The 19,061-nt window shown below is 59.9% G+C and carries 17 protein-coding genes; all 17 read right to left on the bottom strand.

Translation table 11 applies throughout. From position 1 onward, the window contains the following. Window position 1: 1 nt before the first annotated feature. The 17 genes from DW112_RS06950 to DW112_RS06870 all read right to left on the bottom strand — a co-directional run bounded on the left by DW112_RS06950 (window position 2) and on the right by DW112_RS06870 (window position 19,060). Entirely contained in the window at window positions 2-937 is a 936-nt protein-coding gene (locus DW112_RS06950; RefSeq protein WP_118256772.1) for an ABC transporter permease, read from the bottom strand. A gap of 14 nt (window positions 938-951) precedes the next feature. Beyond that, window positions 952-1,989: an ABC transporter permease gene (locus tag DW112_RS06945; protein WP_118328631.1), complete on the bottom strand. Its 1,038-nt coding sequence runs from the start codon at window positions 1,987-1,989 to the stop codon at window positions 952-954. A gap of 156 nt (window positions 1,990-2,145) precedes the next feature. After that, entirely contained in the window at window positions 2,146-3,822 is a 1,677-nt protein-coding gene (locus DW112_RS06940; RefSeq protein ID WP_233545882.1) for an ABC transporter substrate-binding protein, read from the bottom strand. A gap of 293 nt (window positions 3,823-4,115) precedes the next feature. Continuing rightward, window positions 4,116-4,370 carry a preprotein translocase subunit SecG gene (gene secG, locus DW112_RS06935; protein ID WP_006236144.1) on the bottom strand — a complete coding sequence of 85 codons (255 nt, stop codon included), beginning with the start codon at window positions 4,368-4,370 and terminating at the stop codon, window positions 4,116-4,118. Window positions 4,371-4,535: 165 nt separating this feature from the next. After that, window positions 4,536-6,089: a 2,3-bisphosphoglycerate-independent phosphoglycerate mutase gene (gpmI, locus tag DW112_RS06930; protein ID WP_117862281.1), complete on the bottom strand. Its 1,554-nt coding sequence runs from the start codon at window positions 6,087-6,089 to the stop codon at window positions 4,536-4,538. 5 nt (window positions 6,090-6,094) lie between these two features. Further along, window positions 6,095-6,862, bottom strand: coding sequence for a triose-phosphate isomerase (gene tpiA, locus DW112_RS06925; RefSeq protein WP_006236147.1), 768 nt, complete (start codon window positions 6,860-6,862; stop codon window positions 6,095-6,097). Next, entirely contained in the window at window positions 6,855-8,045 is a 1,191-nt protein-coding gene (gene pgk / locus DW112_RS06920; RefSeq protein WP_118328629.1) for a phosphoglycerate kinase, read from the bottom strand. The genes tpiA and pgk overlap by 8 nt, the downstream gene beginning before the upstream one ends. Window positions 8,046-8,185: 140 nt before the next feature. Beyond that, window positions 8,186-9,211 carry a type I glyceraldehyde-3-phosphate dehydrogenase gene (gap, locus tag DW112_RS06915; protein ID WP_022094880.1) on the bottom strand — a complete coding sequence of 342 codons (1,026 nt, stop codon included), beginning with the start codon at window positions 9,209-9,211 and terminating at the stop codon, window positions 8,186-8,188. A 193-nt stretch (window positions 9,212-9,404) separates the two neighbouring features. Continuing rightward, window positions 9,405-10,334, bottom strand: coding sequence for a DNA-binding protein WhiA (whiA, locus tag DW112_RS06910; RefSeq protein WP_118081948.1), 930 nt, complete (start codon window positions 10,332-10,334; stop codon window positions 9,405-9,407). Window positions 10,335-10,340: 6 nt separating this feature from the next. Then, on the bottom strand, window positions 10,341-11,261 hold the full coding sequence (gene rapZ, locus DW112_RS06905; RefSeq protein WP_118081946.1) for an RNase adapter RapZ: 921 nt from the start codon (window positions 11,259-11,261) through the stop codon (window positions 10,341-10,343). Window positions 11,262-11,362: 101 nt separating this feature from the next. Continuing rightward, window positions 11,363-12,049 carry an N-acetylmannosamine-6-phosphate 2-epimerase gene (locus DW112_RS06900; RefSeq protein WP_022094877.1) on the bottom strand — a complete coding sequence of 229 codons (687 nt, stop codon included), beginning with the start codon at window positions 12,047-12,049 and terminating at the stop codon, window positions 11,363-11,365. Window positions 12,050-12,189: 140 nt separating this feature from the next. Beyond that, on the bottom strand, window positions 12,190-13,155 hold the full coding sequence (locus DW112_RS06895) for an ROK family protein (RefSeq protein ID WP_022094876.1): 966 nt from the start codon (window positions 13,153-13,155) through the stop codon (window positions 12,190-12,192). Between the two features lie 170 nt (window positions 13,156-13,325). Beyond that, window positions 13,326-14,246, bottom strand: a complete 921-nt coding sequence (locus DW112_RS06890) for a dihydrodipicolinate synthase family protein (protein WP_035138887.1) — start codon at window positions 14,244-14,246, stop codon at window positions 13,326-13,328. Between the two features lie 68 nt (window positions 14,247-14,314). Further along, window positions 14,315-15,166: an acetylxylan esterase gene (locus DW112_RS06885; protein WP_118328628.1), complete on the bottom strand. Its 852-nt coding sequence runs from the start codon at window positions 15,164-15,166 to the stop codon at window positions 14,315-14,317. Further along, window positions 15,159-16,136, bottom strand: a complete 978-nt coding sequence (locus tag DW112_RS06880; protein ID WP_117647499.1) for an acetylxylan esterase — start codon at window positions 16,134-16,136, stop codon at window positions 15,159-15,161. Before DW112_RS06880 ends, DW112_RS06885 begins: the two co-directional genes overlap by 8 nt. Before the next feature lie 80 nt (window positions 16,137-16,216). Further along, window positions 16,217-17,044 (bottom strand): ABC transporter ATP-binding protein, encoded by an 828-nt coding sequence (locus tag DW112_RS06875; protein ID WP_089573612.1) that lies wholly within the window; start codon window positions 17,042-17,044, stop codon window positions 16,217-16,219. Beyond that, window positions 17,045-19,060 (bottom strand): dipeptide/oligopeptide/nickel ABC transporter permease/ATP-binding protein, encoded by a 2,016-nt coding sequence (locus DW112_RS06870; RefSeq protein ID WP_035138893.1) that lies wholly within the window; start codon window positions 19,058-19,060, stop codon window positions 17,045-17,047. Window position 19,061: the final 1 nt, after the last annotated feature.

Here is a 19,061-nt window from a genome sequence, read left to right as displayed (position 1 = left end):
CTTATGCGTCCTTCATCTTGACGTCGAGGGCGTCGCGCAGACCGTCACCAAGCAGGGTGAAGGCGAGCACCGTCGAGAGAATTGCCAGACCGGGCATGATCATCATCCAGGGAGCGGTCAGTAGATACTGCTGACCGTCCTGAATCATGGAGCCCCACGAAGGCGTAGGCGGAATAACGCCCATGCCGAGGAAGGACAGAGCGGACTCGGTCAGAATGGCGCCACCAATGTTCATAGTCGCGTAGACCACGATGGACGCGACGGAGTTCGGGAAGATGTGACGCACGACGATACGAGCATCGGATGCACCCATCGCGCGCGCAGCGTCAACATAGTCGTTTTCCTTGACCGTCAGGATTGCAGATCGGAAGACGCGCGCAATCGAAGGCCAGCCGAGAACACCGATGGCGATAAAGACGTTCTGAAGACCACGGCCGATAACGGCGATCATGGCGACGACGAACAGCACGTACGGGAACGCTAGGAAGATGTCCGCGCAGCGCATGATGATCGTATCCCAGATTCCGCCGTAGAAACCGGCCAGAGCACCCATGACCAAACCGATCACCGTGGAGATGGCGGTGGCCATAATGCCGACGGACAGCGAAACGCGTGCACCGTAGATAACGCGGACGAGAATGTCGCGGCCAAGGGCGTCGGTGCCAAACGGGTGCTCGGCACACGGAGCCAGCAGCGACGTCTCGGCCATGGTGGTCGAGTCGGAAGCCGTCGGCGAACCGAGCCAGGGCTTAGCCCACAGATCGGCGGTCAGGGCAACCAAAACGACGATGATAATCCAGCAGACACCGATAACGGCGAGCTTGTTCTTACGAAGACGCTTAAAAGCGTCGCCCCACAGCGTGCGGGACTTGGCGGGAGCAGATGCGGCCTTGGTGGCGGTAGCTTGCTCCTGAGACTGAGAATCAGTTTCCTGCATGAGACGTACCTCCCTTAGGCCTTATCCGACGGACCGCCAAGGCGGATACGCGGGTCGAGGAATGCATAGCTAATGTCGACGAGCAGGTTGATCACCATGACGACGACAACGATGAGCGTAACGCCGCCCATAACGATGGGCCAGTCACGCATGCTAATAGCGCGATAGACCTCATAGCCGATACCGGGCCAGTTAAAGACCGTCTCGGTCAGGATGGCACCCGAAAGCATGCCGCCAAAGTCGACACCGATATAGGTAACGACGGGGATGAGTGCATTCTTAAGCGCATGCTTGATGATGATCGCGCGACTGGAGAGACCCTTGGCCTTTGCCGTACGGATGTAATCCTGGTTCATGACGTCAAGCAGCTGCGAACGCATAATGCGGGCAGCATAAGCGGTCGAAACCGATGCCAGCGTAATGGTCGGAAGCACATAGTGCATCCAATCCTGATACTGAGAGCTGGAACCGCCGGCACCCGAAATCGGCATGGAGAATGCGCCGCCGGTGGCATCCTTGAGGATGACGCCAAAGAACAGCTGCAGCAACATACCAAGCCAGAAGGCCGGGACAGCAACGAGGATCGACGTGGTGAGCGTAACCAAAATATCCCAGAAGGAATAACGCTTTACCGCCGAAATGATACCCGCACCGATACCCATGATTGCCTCGAGCACGATGGCGCACGCGGCAAGTTTGACCGTATACGGATACTTTTGGGCAAAGATTTCCGTAACCGGCAGCTTGCGCTGGTACGAATTACCCAGATCGCCATGAAGCAGACCGTTCATGTAATACAGATAACGGTCTACAAGCGACGTCTGAACGGGATCGCCGTTCTCGTCAAGGATCGCGTTGCCGTCCTCGTCCGTCTGGACCAGGTGATAGCGTACGCGAAGCTGAAGCTCTACCTCGGGGGACAGAGCCTTGTCTCCACCGATCAGCTTGATCGGATCTCCCGGCACGATATTCTGGAGGGCGAACAGAATCAGCGTAACGCCCAAAAACACCGGGATGAACTGAAGCACACGTTTAACGATGTACTTACCCATACCACTCCCCTATCTAGGGATTAACCTAAATGGGATGCCGATCGCCAGACCGGCATCCCAAAATTACCATCAGCCAGTTTACCCCAGGTTAGGGAGAACTGTATGTTTCCCATGAGGTCTACGTAAATACTTGACCCTCACGGAAGCTGCAAACTCTTAGGCGAGCTCGGCGGTACCCAGCTCGGCGTGCTTCTGCGGATCGACATAGAGGTGCTTGATGCGATCGGAGCCAGCGATGGTGTGCGTGTAGAACATCACCGGGATGACCGGGCAGTCGGCAGCGACCATTGCGTCGGCCTCCTGCATCTTAGCGACGCGCTCTTCGTCGTCAACCGTGGTACGGGCCTCGTCGACCTTGGCGTCGAACTCGGGGTTGTTGTAACCAGAGCGGTTGTCGCCACCGAGGGAGTCGGAGTGGAACAGCGGATACAGGAAGTTGTCCATGATCGGGTAGTCGGCAATCCAGCCCAGACGACCGAACTGATAGTTGAAGTTCTGGTACTGCTCGAGCAGCGCAGACCACTCAGGGGTATCGGAGACGGCGGTAACGCCGACCTTGGCGAGGTCGCCGATGATGGACTCCATGATCTCCTTGTGGCCACCGTCCTGGTTGTAGGAAAGGGTCACGCTAATGCCACGGTCGCCGTTGGCACCGGCAGGAGCAACCTTGTCGAGGTACTCGTTAGCCTTGTCGACGTCGTAGGCGCAGAACTCCCATGCGCCCTCCTTGTAACCATCGATGCCCGGAGGAACAATGCCGTCGGCGGGGGTACGGGTACCCTTGAAGATGGTCTTGCAGATGGCCTCACGGTTAATGGCCAGGGAGATACCCCTGCGCAGGTCGGCGTTGTTGAACGGCTCGGCCGTGGTGTTGCAGGTCAGGTAGTAGGTGGAAGGCTCGGCGCCGAGCAGCATGCGCTCGCCGTCGCCCATGGTGTAGCCGTCCTTGGACACGCCGCGATCCTTCTTGGCGGCGTCGATCTGAGCAACGGGAACGTCGCAGATATCGAGGTTACCGGCCTGGAACTCCTTGTAGGCGGTCTCCACGTCCTTGATGACCTGGAAGTGGATGCCATCGATCTTGGCCTTGTCGCCATAGTAATCGTCGAACTTCTTGAGGTTGATCTCCTGACCATCCTCCCACTTGCCGTCCATCATGAACGGGCCGTTACCGATCGGGGCAAGGTAGAAGCTCTTAACATCGGACTCGGCGCACTCGGGAACCGGGGACAGAGCCGGGTGAGAGGCGACGAAGGGGAAGTCGGCGTAAGCGGAAGACAGCTTAACGACGAGGGTCTCATCGTCGGGGCAAGTAACACCGCTGAGCTCGGTAGCGTTACCGGCAAGCAGATCGTCATAGCCCTCGACCATGGAAAGGTGATAGGAGACCTCGGAAGGACCGTACTCGGTAGCGATGGCCGACTTGGTGTTGACCAGACGCTCCCAAGCGAGCTTGAAGGACTTGGAGGTAACGTCGTCACCGTTGTGGAACTTGGCCTTCTTGATCTTGAAGGTGAACTCGGTGGCGTCGTCGTTGGCCTCGAAGGACTCGCAAGCCAGCGGGACGATCTTGCCCTTCTCGGCGTCGTAAGAGGTCAGAGCATCGAACAGCTGGTACTCGACCTGAGTGCCCTGATCCTCCTGGACGTTGTAGGGGTCGATGCAGACCGGGTTGTTGATGTAGAAGTTCAGCGTCGAACCGGACTCAGAACCGGAAGCGTCGCCGCCCTTCTTGCCGCATGCGGCAAGAAAAGCCATGGAGCTCGCAGCAAGGGTACCGCCGACAAAGGCGCGACGACCCATAACGGGCTGGTGGAACATAGAATCAGCCATGCCATCCTCCTTATGAGATAGGACAAAGAAATGTTCAGTCGGACATATGTCGAGACAATCCGATCCGAACCATCAAAACGCCGCCCGCTGCTATGGCTGGTTATGCACAACAGACCAACGTTTTGCAATACAGTAGCGCATTTTATGCACGATTTGGGGCTAATTCCGGTTAACGGTCGAGAATTTCTTTAGTTGGGCGAAGTATGTGGGGATATTTTGACTCTGTTACAAGTCTGTAAACAAAAAGGGCCCCGCACATGCGGGACCCTTTACAAACGTATATACGCCGATGCTTAGTAGCCGACGATACCCTGCGGGAAGAAGAACATGCACAGAACGACACACACGGCAAAAACGACGGCCATAATTACCGTCAGGCGATCGAGGTTCTGCTCCATGACGCCCGTGGCAGAGCTGGAGTTATACAGCGAGCTAGCGATCATATCCGAAACGCCGGTGCCCTTACCGGAATGCATCAGAACGAGAATCGTCAGCGCCACGGCAGAAACAGCCCAAACGACAAACAGAAGAATCTGGAACGGACCCATAGATAAGCTCCTTAATAGAACAACTCAAACTCCAGTACTGTACCACAACCTTCAACACTCCCCCACCTGCCATTTAGGGACGGGGTAGAAATGGCAGAAATACCAAAAAAGGGGGTCGTCCGGTTGTGGACAACCCCCTTACTAGAAAACGGTATTTGTTTTCTATTAGGCCTCGGTGGCGAGCACGCGACCCGTCATCTCGGCGGAAGGCTCAATACCAGCCATGGTGAGCATGGTCGGAGCGATATCCGAAAGACGGCCGTCCTCGATACCGGTGAGCTTGGCCTTATCATCAACGATGATGAACGGCACGCGGTTGGTGGTGTGAGCCGTAAACGGATGCTTGGAACCGTCGGAAGCAACGTCAAACATGTGATCGGCGTTGCCATGGTCGGCGGTAATCAGCGCAAAGCCACCCTTGGCGAGAATCGCCGGGACAACCTTGGACAAAGCATCGTCAACAGCCTCGACGGCCTTAACGGCGGCGTCGAAGACACCGGTGTGACCAACCATGTCGCAGTTCGCGAAGTTCACGATGTAGAAATCAGCGCGATCCTCGTTGATTGCGGCGACGAGCTTCTCGGTAACCTCGGGAGCGCTCATCTCGGGCTGCAGATCGTAGGTAGCGACCTTGGGAGAAGCGACGAGCACGCGCTCCTCGCCCTCCTTGGGCTCCTCGATGCCGCCGTTGAGGAAGAACGTCACGTGGGCGTACTTCTCGGTCTCGGCGGTGTGCAGCTGCTTCAGGCCATTGGCGGCGATAACGTCGGCCAGGACGTTCTCGGGGAACGTCTTGGGGAAGGCGACCTCGACGTCAAACGTCGGATCGTACTCGGTCATCGTCACAAAGTGCGAAAGCTTGATCTGCTCGCGCTCGAAGCCGTCGAACTCCTTGTCCGTGAACACGCGGGTCATCTGACGAGCGCGGTCGGGACGGAAGTTGAAGAAGATGGCCGCGTCGCCCTCGTGGATGCCCTCGTTGTGGGCAGCGAAGGGCTCGACGAACTCATCGCCGCGCGGATCCTTCTCGTAGTAGGCCTTGATACCGGCCACGGGGTCGGTATCGGCATCGGACGCGTTGACCATGACATCGTAGGCACGCTGGATGCGCTCCCAACGGTTATCGCGGTCCATGGCCCAATAACGGCCCGAAACGGTGGCAACGCGAGCGTCGCAACCGGTCTCCTCGGAGATCTTAGCCAGGAAGGCGCAGAACTCGCTCATGTAGCCAGCACCGGACTGCGGGTCAACGTCGCGGCCATCCATGAAGGCGTGGACGCGAACGGTCTTGACGCCATGCTGGGCAGCCATCTTGACCAGGGCCTCGACATGGTTCATGTGAGAATGAACGCCGCCGGGGCTCATAAGGCCCATGAGGTGCAGGGTCTTGCCTTCGGCCTTGACATCGTCCATAGCCTTAACGAAGACCTCGTTCTTGGCGATGGAGCCGTCCTTGATAGCGTTATTGATGCGCGAAAGCTCCTGGAACACGATGCGGCCGGCACCGATGTTGAGGTGGCCTACCTCGGAGTTTCCCATCTGACCGTCGGGAAGGCCCACGTCCTCGCCCGAAGCGCCGAGTGTGGTGTGGGGATACTTCTCGTACAGGCTATCAAGGAAGGGCGTCTTGGCAGCGGCGACGGCGTTCTCGCCATCGGCCGGAGCCAAACCACACCCGTCCATGATGATCAGGAGTGCAGGAAGATGACGCTGTGCCATATGTCCTACTCGCCTGCCTTAACGACCATAGAGGCGAAGTCGGCAGCCTTGAGCGAAGCGCCGCCCACGAGTGCGCCGTCAACGTCGGGCTTGGCGACGAGCTCGGCGATGTTGCCGGGCTTGGCAGAGCCACCATAGAGAACGCGGATGCCGTTTGCGAGCTCCTCGCCGAACATCTCCTTGAGGGTCTCACGGATAGCGCCGCAGACCTCCTGAGCATCCTCGGCGGTAGCGGTCTTGCCGGTGCCGATAGCCCAGATGGGCTCGTAGGCGACGACGACCTGCTTGGGGCAGGTGATCTCGAGACCCTCGAGACCAGCCTTGACCTGGTTCACGACGTGCTCGACATAGGTACCGGCCTCGCGGACCTCGAGGGACTCGCCGCAGCAGAAGACGGGGACAAGACCGGCGGCAACGAGGGCCTTGGCCTTCTTATTCTGGTCCTCGTCGGTCTCGTGGAAGTAGTCGCGACGCTCGGAGTGACCGATGATGCAGTAGGTGCAGCCAGCGGACTTGAGCATGTCGCAAGAGGACTCACCGGTGAAGGCACCCTTGGCCTCCCAGTACACGTTCTGTGCACCGAGGGCGATGGGGGCAGCCTGAATGCGGTCATGAACCGTGGTGATGTCAATGGTCGGGGGGCAGACGAGCACCTCGACGCCAGCCGGAACCTCGGGCAGAGCCTGAGCCAGCTCGTCGGCGAGCTTGGCAGCCTCGGCGACGTCGTTGTTCATCTTCCAGTTACCAGCGATAAGAAGGGTGCGATTAGGCATCGAGAAGCGCCTCCACTCCGGGCAGGGCCTTACCCTCGACGAGCTCCATGGAAGCGCCACCACCGGTGGAGATCCAGCTCATCTTGTCGGCCAGGTTGAACTTGTTGACAGCTGCGACAGAATCGCCGCCGCCGATGATCGAGGTGCAGTCGGCCTCGGCGACAGCCTCGGCGATAGCCTGGGTGCCATGAGCGAAGTTATCGAACTCGAAGACGCCCATGGGGCCATTCCAGAACACGGTCTTAGCGCCCTTGACAGCCTCGGCGTAGAGCTCCTCGGTCTTGGGGCCGATGTCCATGCCCTCACGATCGTCGGGGATAGCGTCGGAAGCGACAACCTCGGGGACAGCGTCCTCGCCAAAGTGATCGGCAACGCGGTTGTCGATGGGGAGCAGGATCTTGACGCCCTTCTCCTCGGCCTTCTTAAGCATCTCGCCAGCGCGCTCGACCCAGTCCTCTTCCTTGAGGGACTGACCGACGGACATGCCCTGAGCCAGGAAGAAGGTGTAGGCCATACCGCCACCGATGATCAGGGTGTCAGCGGAGTCGATGAGGTGATCGAGAACGCCGATCTTGGAGGAAACCTTGGAACCGCCGACGATAGCGACGAAGGGGCGCTCGGGCTCGGCGAAGATGCCGGTCAGCGTGTCGACCTCCTTCTCGAGCAGGAAACCGGCGACGGCAGGCAGGTAAGCGGCGGGGCCCACAACGGAACCCTGGGCGCGGTGAGCGGTGCCGAACGCATCGAGAACGAAGACGTCACCATAGGAAGCGAGCTTCTTGGCGATCTCGGGATCGTTCTTCTTCTCACGCTTATCGAAGCGGACGTTCTCGAGAACGAGGACCTTGCCCGGCTCGACGGCAGCGACAGCCTCGGCAGCCTTCTCGCCGTAGGTGTCGGCGACAAAGGCAACGTCGAGACCAGAGAGCTCTGCGAGCTTCTTGGCGACGGGCTCGAGGGACAGCTCGGGCTGGAAGCCGGTGCCATCGGGACGGCCGAGGTGGCTCATGAGGATGACGCGAGCGTTGTGCTCAACGAGATAGTTGATGGTGGGCAGGGCAGCCTTGATACGGGTGGTGTCGCCAACGACGCCATCCTTGATAGGCACGTTGAAGTCAACGCGGACGAGAACGCGCTTGCCGTCGACATCGATGTCGCGGACGGTCTTCTTGGTAAAGGCCATGTTTGCTTCTACCTTTCGTACGTGTCTGCCTCCCATTACGGCAGACGATTTCCTATAAAAAGGGCGCGACCCTAGGGTGTAAGCCCTATAAGGCCGCGCCCTTCTTTAGACGCTCAACGAGCTATTCGCTAAAAGCTAAATTAAGCAACGAACTTCTCGAAGTACTTGATGGTGCGGACCATCTGAGAGGTGTAAGAGTTCTCGTTGTCGTACCAAGAGGTGACCTGAACGAGGGTCTGGCCGTTGCCGAGGTCAGAGCACATGGTCTGAGTGGCGTCGAAGATGGAGCCATGGGTCTCGCCGATGATGTCGGTGGAGACGATGTCGTCCTCGTTGTAACCGAAGGTCTCGGAGATGGTGGCAGCGTAGGCCTTCATAGCGGCGTTGACCTCGTCGACGGTGACCTTCTTGTCAACGACGGCGTAGAGGTTGGTGATGGAGCCGGTCGGCGTCGGGACGCGCTGGGCGGCACCGATGAGCTTGCCGTTGAGCTCGGGGAGAACCAGGCCGATAGCCTTGGCAGCACCGGTGGTGTTGGGGACGATGTTGACGGCGCAGGCGCGGCTACGACGCTTGTTGCCCTTGCGCTGCGGGCCGTCGAGCGGCATCTGGTCGCCGGTCCAGGCGTGAATGGTGGTCATGATGCCGGACACGATGGGAGCGAAGTCGTTCAGACCCTTGGCCATCGGGGCGAGGCAGTTGGTGGTGCAGGAAGCAGCGGAGATGATGTTGTCCTCAGCGGTCAGCGTCTCGTGGTTGACGTTGTACACGATGGTGGGCAGATCGCTGCCGGCCGGAGCGGAGATGACGACCTTCTTGGCGCCAGCGTTGATGTGGGCCTGAGCCTTAGCCTTGCTGGTGTAGAAGCCGGTGCACTCGAGAACGACGTCGACGTCGAGGTCGCCCCAAGGCAGGTTGTTGGCGTCGGCCTCCTTGTAGATCTTGATCTCCTTGCCGTCAACGGTGATGGAATCCTCGCCAGCAACGACCTCGTGATCGCGAGCGTAGTTGCCCTGCGTGGAGTCGTACTTCAGCAGGTAAGCGAGCATATCGGGAGAGGTGAGGTCGTTGATAGCGACGATCTCGGAGCCCTCATGACCGAACATCTGACGGAAAGCCAGACGACCGATGCGACCGAAGCCGTTAATAGCAACCTTTACTGCCATTGTGTCTCCTTTCGTAAGGCCCCCGCAAGCTACAGCGCCCGCCGTTGAGGCCCACAAACTAACCACTCGCCTAATATACCTTTTTTTTGACTTGAATTTCACGAGAATGCTCGAAATTGAAAATCAAATTTACGTTAAAACGTTTTAAAGAATAAAATAGCAGCTAAATCCGTATATAAGTCGATACTTTAAACTACCTGTTTGCTTCAATGAGCTTTTCAAGTCTCAAAACTCGATGGTAGAGGGCCGACTTCGACAAGGGAGGGTCAGCCATCTCCCCCAAATCGCGCAGTGACAGATCGGGATAGCGCTCGCGCAGGTCGCAAAAGACCGCCAAGGCGTCCGGAAGCGTGTCGCGCAAACCCCGCAGTTCGAGCTCATCGATCAGCGCAAGCTGATGCTGGGCGGCACCCGCGCTTCTGGTCTGATTGGCCAGCTCGGCATTCACGCGACGGTTTACGTCGTTCTTAACCAATTTGACCGCGCGCGCTTCCTCGATCTCGGCAACGCTGCGCTTGGCTCCGACCAGCTTTAGGAGCTGCTCGATCTCCTCGGCGCTCTTAATGTACACGGCATAGGACCCGCGCCGCGCGTTGACGCGCGCATGGACCCCAATCTGCTCCAGCAGATCGCAGAGCCCCTTGGCATATTGCTCGCCCTGCACCGCGATCTCCAAATGAAAGTCGCCGCGGGGATCGGCCACGAAACCGCCGGCGATGAGCGCGCCGCGGATGTAGGCAAGCCTGCAGCAGGGGCGGGCAACGATGTGCCGGGGAACACCGGCGACGAGCCCTCCCCTGCGGTCGAGAATGCCCAGCAGCACCAGAGCCTTGTCCAGGTCGGGTTGATCGGGCAGGGTAATGAGATAGTTACGGACCTTATGCAAGACCGATTTACGAACGGTGAATTCCGTTTTGAGCTTAAGGATGCGATGCGTCAGCGTGATCATCGTGCGCGCGACGGCGCCCGTCTCGGTCGCGACCGTCAAACGATACCGCCCGGAGCCGGCCAGCGAAAGTGTACCGCTCACACGCGTCAGGGCGGCAAGCGTCGACAAATCGCAGTATTCACATTCGGGTTCGCAGCGCGCGAGCTCGTCACGCACCTCGGCGGTAAACGACATGCAGGCCTATGCTTTCGTGTTGGCGCGTGACAAGTCGCGATGGGAAATGCTCACGTGATACTGGGCACCTTCCAAATAACGTGCCGTGGCCTCGGCGATGGCAACGCTGCGGTGTTGACCGCCCGTGCAACCGATGGCAATAGAAAGCTGCGGCTTGCCCTCCGCGATATAGCCGGGCATGACCGTATCGAGCAGCTGCGTCCAGACCTTCCAGAACTCCTGGGTCTTGGGATGGTCCAGAACAAAGTCGGAGACTTTCTTATCGAGACCGGTCATGGTGCGCATCTCGGGATCGTAGAACGGATTGGGCAGAAAGCGAACGTCGATCATAATGTCCGCCTCGACGGGCATACCGTGCTTAAAGCCAAACGAGAACACGTGAACGTCCATGAGCTGCTGGTCGGACAGCTCGGAGAACGCCATGCGCAATTTGTTGCGCAGCGCAGAGGTGCGCAGACGGCTCGTGTCGATAATCATATCGGCTCGATCGCGCACGCCCTGCAGCTGAAGGCGCTCGCGCTGAATCGCATCGGCCGTAGTCTCCCCCGGCTTGGCAATGGGATGACGGCGGCGATTTTCGCTATAACGACGGATCAGTACCTCGTCAGAGGCCTCAAGAAAAACGATGTCGCAGCTCATCTCGCGCTCCTCGAGTGCGGCAACGGCATCGAGCAGCTCATCGAACAAGCCCTGGCTGCGCAGGTCGCAGGTGACGGCAAGGTGCCTACCCACACCCGTATTGATGCCAACGAGCTCAGCAAGCTGGGCAATCAGACGCGGGGGCAGGTTATCGATACAAAAATAGCCCATGTCCTCGAACACATGCATGGCCTGCGTTCGGCCCGATCCGGACATTCCGGTGATGATGACGATATCGGGGATACGCTCCGAGCGCTCCGCCGCATCCATGGCATCTCCCTTTTGCATGTGCTGCCTCCTAAAAACAAGCGCGGGACCCAGCAACCCGGATCCCGCGCGGTCAATTGCCTTTAATGAGTATACCGCCCTGAGCGGATACAAGGTCCGTCTTACGCCTCAAGCGCGGCTTTGAACCAACTCGTAATACTCGTGGGGTGCGTGATGGCAGTGCCCACGACAACTGCCCAGGCGCCCGCATCAATTGCGGCGCGGGCCTCCTCGGGCGTGTGCACGCGGCCCTCGCAGATGATGGGAAGGCCGGGAAACTCCTCGGTCGCCTGGCGCAGGAGCGGCAGATCGGGACCGTCGGCCATGGTGCAATCGATAGCGGCAACACCATGGGAAAGCGTGGTGGACACCAGGTCGAAGCCCATGTCGACAGCACGACGAATATCCTCGATGGTGGCACAGTCGGCCATCAGGAGCACGCCCTCCTCGTGCAGCGGACGGAAGGTGTCCTCGACGGTCTTGCCATCGGGACGCGGGCGATCAGTGGCGTCAATTGCCACGATGTCGGCACCGGCGGCAACGCAGGCGCGAGCATGACGCAGCGTCGGCGTGATGTAGACGCCCTCGTGTCCATCCTTCCACAAGCCGATGACGGGAACCTCGCAGCGGCCCTTAATGGCGGCGATGTCGGCAAGACCCTGGCAGCGAATAGCGGCGGCGCCGCCAAGCTCGCAGGCGCGAGACATCTGAGCCATGGTTTCGGGCGTACGAAGCGGCTCGCCCATATAGGCCTGAACGCTCACGACGAGCTTGCCCTTCAGGGATTGAATCAAAGGATCAACGGTCATGTTCGACTCAACCTTTCTCAAAATAGCCTTCTGAGACACCGCACCTTGACGTTCAAACCGTCGCTCGCGTACCGAAGTACGCTTCGCTCCTCTTTCACGTCAATCTGCGGCACCTCAGAAGGCGCACTTGGTAGTTATGTTTACTTCAACGACGCAAGAAGATGCTCAGCGGCACCGATGAGCGGCGCGTCACCCTCCAGAGACCCGATGAGGATCGGCGTGTCCTGAAGCGGGTCGAGCGCCTGGCTGGCATAGCCCTCGTGCACCGAGTCCTTCCACGTCTGCGAGCGCCAATCGGGACCCTGGTGAATCACACCTCCCGAAAGCACGATGACCTCGGGATCCAAGATGTTGGCAAGCGAGCCCAAGCTGGCGCCCAGCGCAAAGCCGGCGTCATGGATGACCTCGGTCGCCTTTGCGTCGCCAGCACGGCACAGGTCGTTCACGTCGCGACCGACCGAAGGACGGCTGGGGTCAACTCGACCGAAGCGCTCGTCGTACATACGGCCAATCGAGGTGCCCGAGGCTACCGACTCAAGATGACCAGAACGCCCGCAGGCGCAGGGAATGCCCGCGGCAGCCGAGCACTCGATGTGGCCCATATGGCCAGCAGCACCATGGAAGCCCTGCATCACGCGGCCGTTCTCGACATATGCGCCGCCGATACCCGTACCGATGCCAAGACACAAGACGGAGAACTTGCCCTTGCCGACACCCCAGTGGGCCTCGCCCAGAGCATGAGCCTGCACGTCGCCTACAACGGCAACGGGAAGACCAAGGTCCTCGCGCAGACGCGGCCCCAACTGAACGCCGGACCAGCCGGGCATGATCTCATTGGCATACGCGATGGCGCCCGTCTTGGGATCGACGACGCCAGCGGCACCGATACCGACGCCAAGGACCTCGACATCGGGATTCGCCTCAAGAGCGGCCTTGATGGACGCCTCGATACGCTGGAAGACAGCCTCGCCGCCCTCCTGGGCCTCGGTAGGAACCTCGGCCTCAAATACGGGATGGGGCACGCTGCCGTCAGCCGGATACTCCATAATGGCAGTCGCAATCTTGGTGCCGCCGATATCGACGGAGCAAACGTACTTGTTCTCCATGTCGCTCTCCTTAGGAGATAAAAACAACTACAGGAAATGAAGGCGATATTATCGCCGCAACTTGGTAAAGGTTTCCCAGGTGCCCGAGGTTGGGGTGAAAGTGGCCGGGCGTTGACCTAATGGGTCACGCCCGACCACTTGAGCCCCAAGATCGGGTGCCTGGGGAAGCTTTACAGGAGACCGTTGTCCTGGAGGACCTTCTTAATCGCCTCGACGTTCTCGCCGGTCATGGCCTTCACCGGGCGCGGCATGGTCGGGCTGTCGAAGATGCCCATGAGATTCATAGCGGTCTTGAAGGCACCAACGCCGCCGGCATAGCCCTGAACGCCCGAGGTGACATCCCAGATGTGGGAGATCTCGTTGAGGCGATCCTGCTCGGCCTTGACGGTAGCCCAGTCGCCGGCCTGAGCGGCCTTCCACTGACGCACGTAGCCCTCGGGCTCAACGTTGGCGAGACCCGGGACGGAACCGTCGGCGCCACCGAGGTAGGCGCCGTCGACAACAACCTCGTGACCGGTGAGGATGCTCATCGGATGGCCGTTCTTCTCGTTCTCCTGAACGAGGTAGCGGAACGAGATGTCATCACCCGAGGAATCCTTGACGCCGGCCAGAACGCCCTCGGCACCGAGCTTGGCAAGGAGCTTCCAGGGGAGCTTGGTGTGGACGCACACGGGGATGTCGTAAGCGAAGATGGGCAGGTCGAGCTCCTCATGCAGGATGCGGAAGTGCTCCTCGACCTCGGTCATGCCCTGCAGGGCATAGAACGGGCAGGTGGCGACGAGGGCATCGGCGCCCAGCTCCTGAGCGACCTTACCGTGCTCGATCATGCGCTCGGTCTCGGTGTCGATGATGCCGACCAGAACGGGAACGCGGTGGTCGACGATACGAACGGCCTCGGCGATAATCTGGCGACGGCGCTCGTCGGTGGAGAAGACGACCTCGCCCGAGGATCCCAAGAAGAACAGGCCATCGACGCCGGCATCGATCATGCGGTTGATGCTGCGCTCAAAGGAGGCAACGTCGAGCTGGTGATCTTCGGTATCGGGAACAACGACGGGAGGGATAACGCCGGTGAATTTCTGAGTTGCCACAAGAATCTCCTTAGCTGTCTGGCGGGCGGCCCTATGCCACCCACTCTTGTTGGCAGTGTCCAGGCCGTCTAGGCCAAAGAACACGAGTAGAACGTTTGGTTAAAAAAGTCGACAACTTCGTTTTCGAACGCATTGATGCGCTCGTGAGCGTATTTTGCATAGATAATATGCCTCCGGTCACACTCAAGACCGTTGAATACGGCAAACTGATCCTTGGGATCGCTCACGGTATCCATAAGCGATGTGCCCATGAGCACCGATCCGCGCACCCGAGACGACAGCGTCTCGAGGCCGCCAGGAAGCGGATTGGCAACCGCCGTGCAGGCGAGGCCCCGCTCGTCCAGAGCAGAAACCGCCAGCGCGACTCCGCCCCCAAGGCCCTCGCCCCATGCAAAGATGCGGTCGGGATCCATGCCATCAAGATTGCGCGCCACCTTCGCCAGCGCGCAACCCCAACGGACGCGCTCGACAAAAGCGGGCGAAGCAATCCCCCACTGCAGGTCGTCCGCACCAGCAACATCGTCATCCAGCGCAAGGACGGCATACCCCATGGCGGCAAATCTCGTCATGTGATGCCAGCCGCGCACAGGCCGATCGATGTCGTGGAACATCAGGCACAGCGGCACGCGCTCAGATACTCGGGCACGACCGACAGGCTCGATCAAACGCGCGTGGACCACATCGCCACTAAGCTCAAAGGAAACCTCGGAGTAGCGGGCATACGGATTGGCGAAATCGATCGCCGTAATACTCGGCCCGCAAACCTCAAGGTCCGAAGCGGCTATCTCTAATTCGGAAACATCCGCAGAAGCATCACCGCGCCAATCCCGGAAATCAGCGAGCCTTGACGAGACCGTTCCGGGAATCCCCACAAGGTCGGAGACAATCAGCTCGCCGACATTGCTCTCGCACTTAGACATGAGCCTCCCCTCCCTTGCAGAAAAACGGAATGATCAGATCGTCAAAATCCTGAATCTCCTCGTGGCCAAAGCCTTCAAAGAACTCATGACGCTTTTCACAGGTCAGGTTGTTATAGACCGCAAACTGCGTCGCTGGCGGACAGACGGTATCGGCTGTGCCGGTGCCAAACAGCACGGGGCATTTGACCATAGGGGCAAAGTTCTTGGAATCGAAGTACGCCAGCTTGGCATAGGCTTCGTCGATACGAGTCGAGTCCTCGTCAAACCAGCGAGACCAATAGCGCAGGCCCTCGTAGGCAATGTCGTCGGCATCCAAATCCCAGACCAGGCGGAAATCCGACAGGAAGGGATAGAGGATGGCGGCGCGATTGATAAGCTCGCTGTTAAGTGCACAGGTCGCAATGCCCAAACCGCCGCCCTGCGACGCGCCGTTCACAAACACACGGGCAAGATCGATGCCCTCGAGCTCGCGAACGATGCGGCACAGGATGCGAATATCTTGGTGCAAGCGGACATAGTAGAGGTTGGCCGGATCGCCGTCGATACCGGCGACGATATGGCCCGCGACCGTTGTGCCCTCAAATCCACCAATGTCCTCGGAGGGACCTCCTTGGCCGGGGCAGTCGAGGGCGATGAGTGCCATGCCCATGCCCGCAAACGACGCCTGCTCAAACCAGCTGCGGCTTGCACCCGGATACCCATGGAACTGAAGTACCAATGGCACGGGCTCGTCCGAGACGGGTTTAAGGTACTTGGCATGCAGGCGAGCGCCACACATGCCGGTATACCAGAGGTCGAAAAGCTGGCAGGTCACGGCATCGGTGACCGATGCCGTCTCGATCGCATAGTCAAGTCCGACGGCGTCGGCCTCGGCCATGCGGTCCTTCCAAAAGAGATCGAAATCTGATGGACGGGGCATGGCGCCCCGATACCCACCAAATTGCTGTTGTAGCTCCTGAGCACTTGGCATGGCTCGTGAACCCAACCTTTCGAAATCGCAACGGAGGTGCGCCCGGCAAGGGAACCGGGCGCACGGGAGGGAAAGCGAGGCTACTCGCCGAGCTTGGGATGCAGCAGCGACGGCGCAGCACCGAGCAGCATCTTGGTGTAGGGGTCCTGAGGGTGCTGGAAGACCTGCTTGGCCTCGCCCTGCTCGACGATCTTGCCGCCATTCATAACGATGATGTCGTCAGAGATATAGCGGACCGTCTGGATGTCATGGCTGATGAACACCATGGCCAGGCCGAGCTCCTTCTTAAGGTCGGTCAGCAGGTTCAGAATTTGCGCGCGAACCGAAACGTCCAGAGCCGAGGTGGGCTCGTCGGCGATGATGGCATCGGGGTTCAGCGACAGGGCACGGGCAATTGCGACGCGCTGGCGCTGGCCGCCCGAAAGCTGGCCGGGAAGAACCTCGGCGGCGGAGCTGGGCAGACCGGTGAGCTCCAAGAGCTCCTTGACGCGCTTCTCCTGCTCGGCCTCGGTACCCAGGTTGTGGACGCGCATGGGGTCGAGCAGTTGCTCGCGAACGACCATACGGGGGTTGAGTGCCGTGGCCGGGTTCTGGAACACGACCGAGATGACGCGACCCATGTGGCGACGGTCCTCGGCGGTACGTTTGGTAACGTCCTTGCCCTTAAAGTAGACCTTGCCGCTCGTGGGGGCCTGCAGGCCGCACATGACGTTGGCGGTGGTGGACTTACCGCAACCGGACTCGCCGACGATGCCGATCGTCTGACCGGGCATGAGCCTAATCGTTACACCCTGGACGGCGTGAACCAGGTTAGGGTGCAGAATCGAGCCGGTACGGGTCCTAAAGGTGACGTGGACGTCATCAAGGAAGATGATCGGCTCGACGCCGTTGACTGCGGTCTCGCTCATCTACATCACCTCCGCGTGAGGGGTCAAACCATTTGCCTTGAGCACCTCGTCGGGGAGCTCGGAATAGAAGTGCTCGGTGCCGGGCACGCGCTTGAAGACCGGACGGGTGTCCAGGCCAATACGCGGATGGCTCGAGCGGGGCGCGAAGCGATCGCCCTTGGGGAAATCGCGCGGGCTCGGAACGGCGCCGGGCACCTGGTGCAGGCGGCCCGAACCGCTCTCGATGGACAGAACGGAACCCAGAAGACCGCGGGTGTACTCGTGGATCGGGTTGGTGAGCAGCTCCTTGGTGGGCGCCTGCTCGATAACCTGACCGGCGTACATCACCGTGATGTTATGGGCGACCTCGGCGACCAGCGCTAGGTCATGCGAGACGAAGATCATGGCAAAGCCGAGCTTGGCCTGAAGGTCGTTGAGCAGCTTGATGACCTGCTTCTGGACGGTAACGTCCAGAGCGGTCGTGGGCTCGTCGCAGATGACCAGCTTGGGGTCGCGGGTAAGGGCCATAGCGATCAGGACACGCTGACGCTGGCCACCGGAAAGCTCATGCGGGTAGCTCTCGAGCGTACGCTTGGGGTCGAGGCCCACGAGCTCCAGGAGTTCCTCGGCGCTGCGGGTGCCGCCGCGCTTGGTGAGCTGCTTCATCTGGGCAGAGATGAGCATGGAGGGGTTGAGCGAGGACAGGGCGTCCTGATAGACCATAGCGATATCGGTACCGCGCAGGCCGAACCACTCCTTCTTGCTCATCTTGAGCAGGTCGCGGCCCTCCCAGAGGACCTCGCCGGAAAGGTGCTCGTCATCGTCGGTCAGGCCCATGATGGCCAGCGTGGTGATGGACTTACCGCAACCGGACTCGCCCACCAGGCCCATGGTCTGACCAGGACGGACGTCAAAGTTGACATGGTCGACGACGTTGATATCGCCGTGATGCTCAAACTGGATGCAGAAATCGCGGACCGAAAGGATCGGTTCGACAGACTCGTCGGGCACATGGCGATCGTCACGCTTGAGCTCGACATCGCGCAGGGCGCCAAGGCGAGCGGAGAGGGACTGGGCCTGCTCCTTGTAGGCGCGAACGGGGTCAGAGACCAGCAGGTCGGCCTCGCGACGCTTGGAGGAATCGGTCGGATCCAGGGCGGCGGAGGGAGCAGCGGCCATGGCGTCGGTAATGCCCTCGGAGAGGATGTTGAGTGCCAGGCAGGTGATCATGATGGCCAGGCCCGGGAACAGCGCCTGCCACCAACGGCCGGCGAGCACGCCGCCGCGGGCGTCGGCGAGGATGTTGCCCCAGGTAGCGGTGGGCTCCTGGATACCAGCGCCGATGAAGGTCAGCGAGGCCTCGAAGATGATGGCGTCGGCGACCAGGGTAACGGTGAAGACCATGATCGGGGCGATGCAGTTACGCAGAACATGCTTGATCAAAATCCACGGAGCCTTGGCGCCGGAAACGATGACCGCGCGGACATAGTCCTCGCCGTACTCGGACACGATGTTGGCGCGCACGATACGGGCAATCTGCGGAGTGTACATAAAGCCGATGGCGAAGATGATCGACGGCACGGAGTTGCCCAGGATGGAGACGAAGACGGCCGCGAGGGCGATGCCCGGGATGGACATGATGATGTCCAGGATACGCATGATCGTCTCGGAAACGGCCTTGCGCGAAACCGCCGCAAGGGCGCCCACGACCGAGCCGCAGACCAGAGCCATGGCAGTGGCGCCAAAGCCGATAATCAGCGAGTAACGACCACCGTAGAGCATGCGCGACAGAATGTCGCGACCCTTATCGTCGGTACCGAAGATAAATCCGTTGCCGGGAGCCTGGCGAGCCGTAAAAATCTCGACCGGGCTATAGGGGGCAAGAAGGGGCGCCAGAATCGCAGTCAGGGCGACCAGCACCAACACGACGGCGGCAATCTTAGAAGACAGCGTCATCTTCTTCCAGCCACCGAGCTTGAGCCCCTTGGAGGCAGCCTTCTCGAGCTGCTCGGTTTGCTTCTCTCGAATCTTTACCATA

It is taken from the genome of Collinsella sp. AM09-41, from assembly GCF_003473245.1.
Taxonomy (GTDB): Bacteria; Actinomycetota; Coriobacteriia; order Coriobacteriales; family Coriobacteriaceae; genus Collinsella.
This window is presented reverse-complemented; position numbering and strand designations above follow the sequence as displayed.

Bases quoted from the DNA above. Each gene is read 5' to 3' on its own strand.
- DW112_RS06950 (WP_118256772.1), bottom strand. From the start codon at position 937: ATGCAGGAAACTGATTCTCAGTCTCAGGAGCAAGCTACCGCCACCAAG.
- DW112_RS06945 (WP_118328631.1), bottom strand. From the start codon at position 1,989: ATGGGTAAGTACATCGTTAAACGTGTGCTTCAGTTCATCCCGGTGTTT.
- DW112_RS06940 (WP_233545882.1), bottom strand. From the start codon at position 3,822: ATGGCTGATTCTATGTTCCACCAGCCCGTTATGGGTCGTCGCGCCTTT.
- secG (WP_006236144.1), bottom strand. From the start codon at position 4,370: ATGGGTCCGTTCCAGATTCTTCTGTTTGTCGTTTGGGCTGTTTCTGCC.
- gpmI (WP_117862281.1), bottom strand. From the start codon at position 6,089: ATGGCACAGCGTCATCTTCCTGCACTCCTGATCATCATGGACGGGTGT.
- tpiA (WP_006236147.1), bottom strand. From the start codon at position 6,862: ATGCCTAATCGCACCCTTCTTATCGCTGGTAACTGGAAGATGAACAAC.
- pgk (WP_118328629.1), bottom strand. From the start codon at position 8,045: ATGGCCTTTACCAAGAAGACCGTCCGCGACATCGATGTCGACGGCAAG.
- gap (WP_022094880.1), bottom strand. From the start codon at position 9,211: ATGGCAGTAAAGGTTGCTATTAACGGCTTCGGTCGCATCGGTCGTCTG.
- whiA (WP_118081948.1), bottom strand. From the start codon at position 10,334: ATGTCGTTTACCGCCGAGGTGCGTGACGAGCTCGCGCGCTGCGAACCC.
- rapZ (WP_118081946.1), bottom strand. From the start codon at position 11,261: ATGCAAAAGGGAGATGCCATGGATGCGGCGGAGCGCTCGGAGCGTATC.
- DW112_RS06900 (WP_022094877.1), bottom strand. From the start codon at position 12,049: ATGACCGTTGATCCTTTGATTCAATCCCTGAAGGGCAAGCTCGTCGTG.
- DW112_RS06895 (WP_022094876.1), bottom strand. From the start codon at position 13,155: ATGGAGAACAAGTACGTTTGCTCCGTCGATATCGGCGGCACCAAGATT.
- DW112_RS06885 (WP_118328628.1), bottom strand. From the start codon at position 15,166: ATGTCTAAGTGCGAGAGCAATGTCGGCGAGCTGATTGTCTCCGACCTT.
- DW112_RS06880 (WP_117647499.1), bottom strand. From the start codon at position 16,136: ATGCCAAGTGCTCAGGAGCTACAACAGCAATTTGGTGGGTATCGGGGC.
- DW112_RS06875 (WP_089573612.1), bottom strand. From the start codon at position 17,044: ATGAGCGAGACCGCAGTCAACGGCGTCGAGCCGATCATCTTCCTTGAT.
- DW112_RS06870 (WP_035138893.1), bottom strand. From the start codon at position 19,060: ATGGTAAAGATTCGAGAGAAGCAAACCGAGCAGCTCGAGAAGGCTGCC.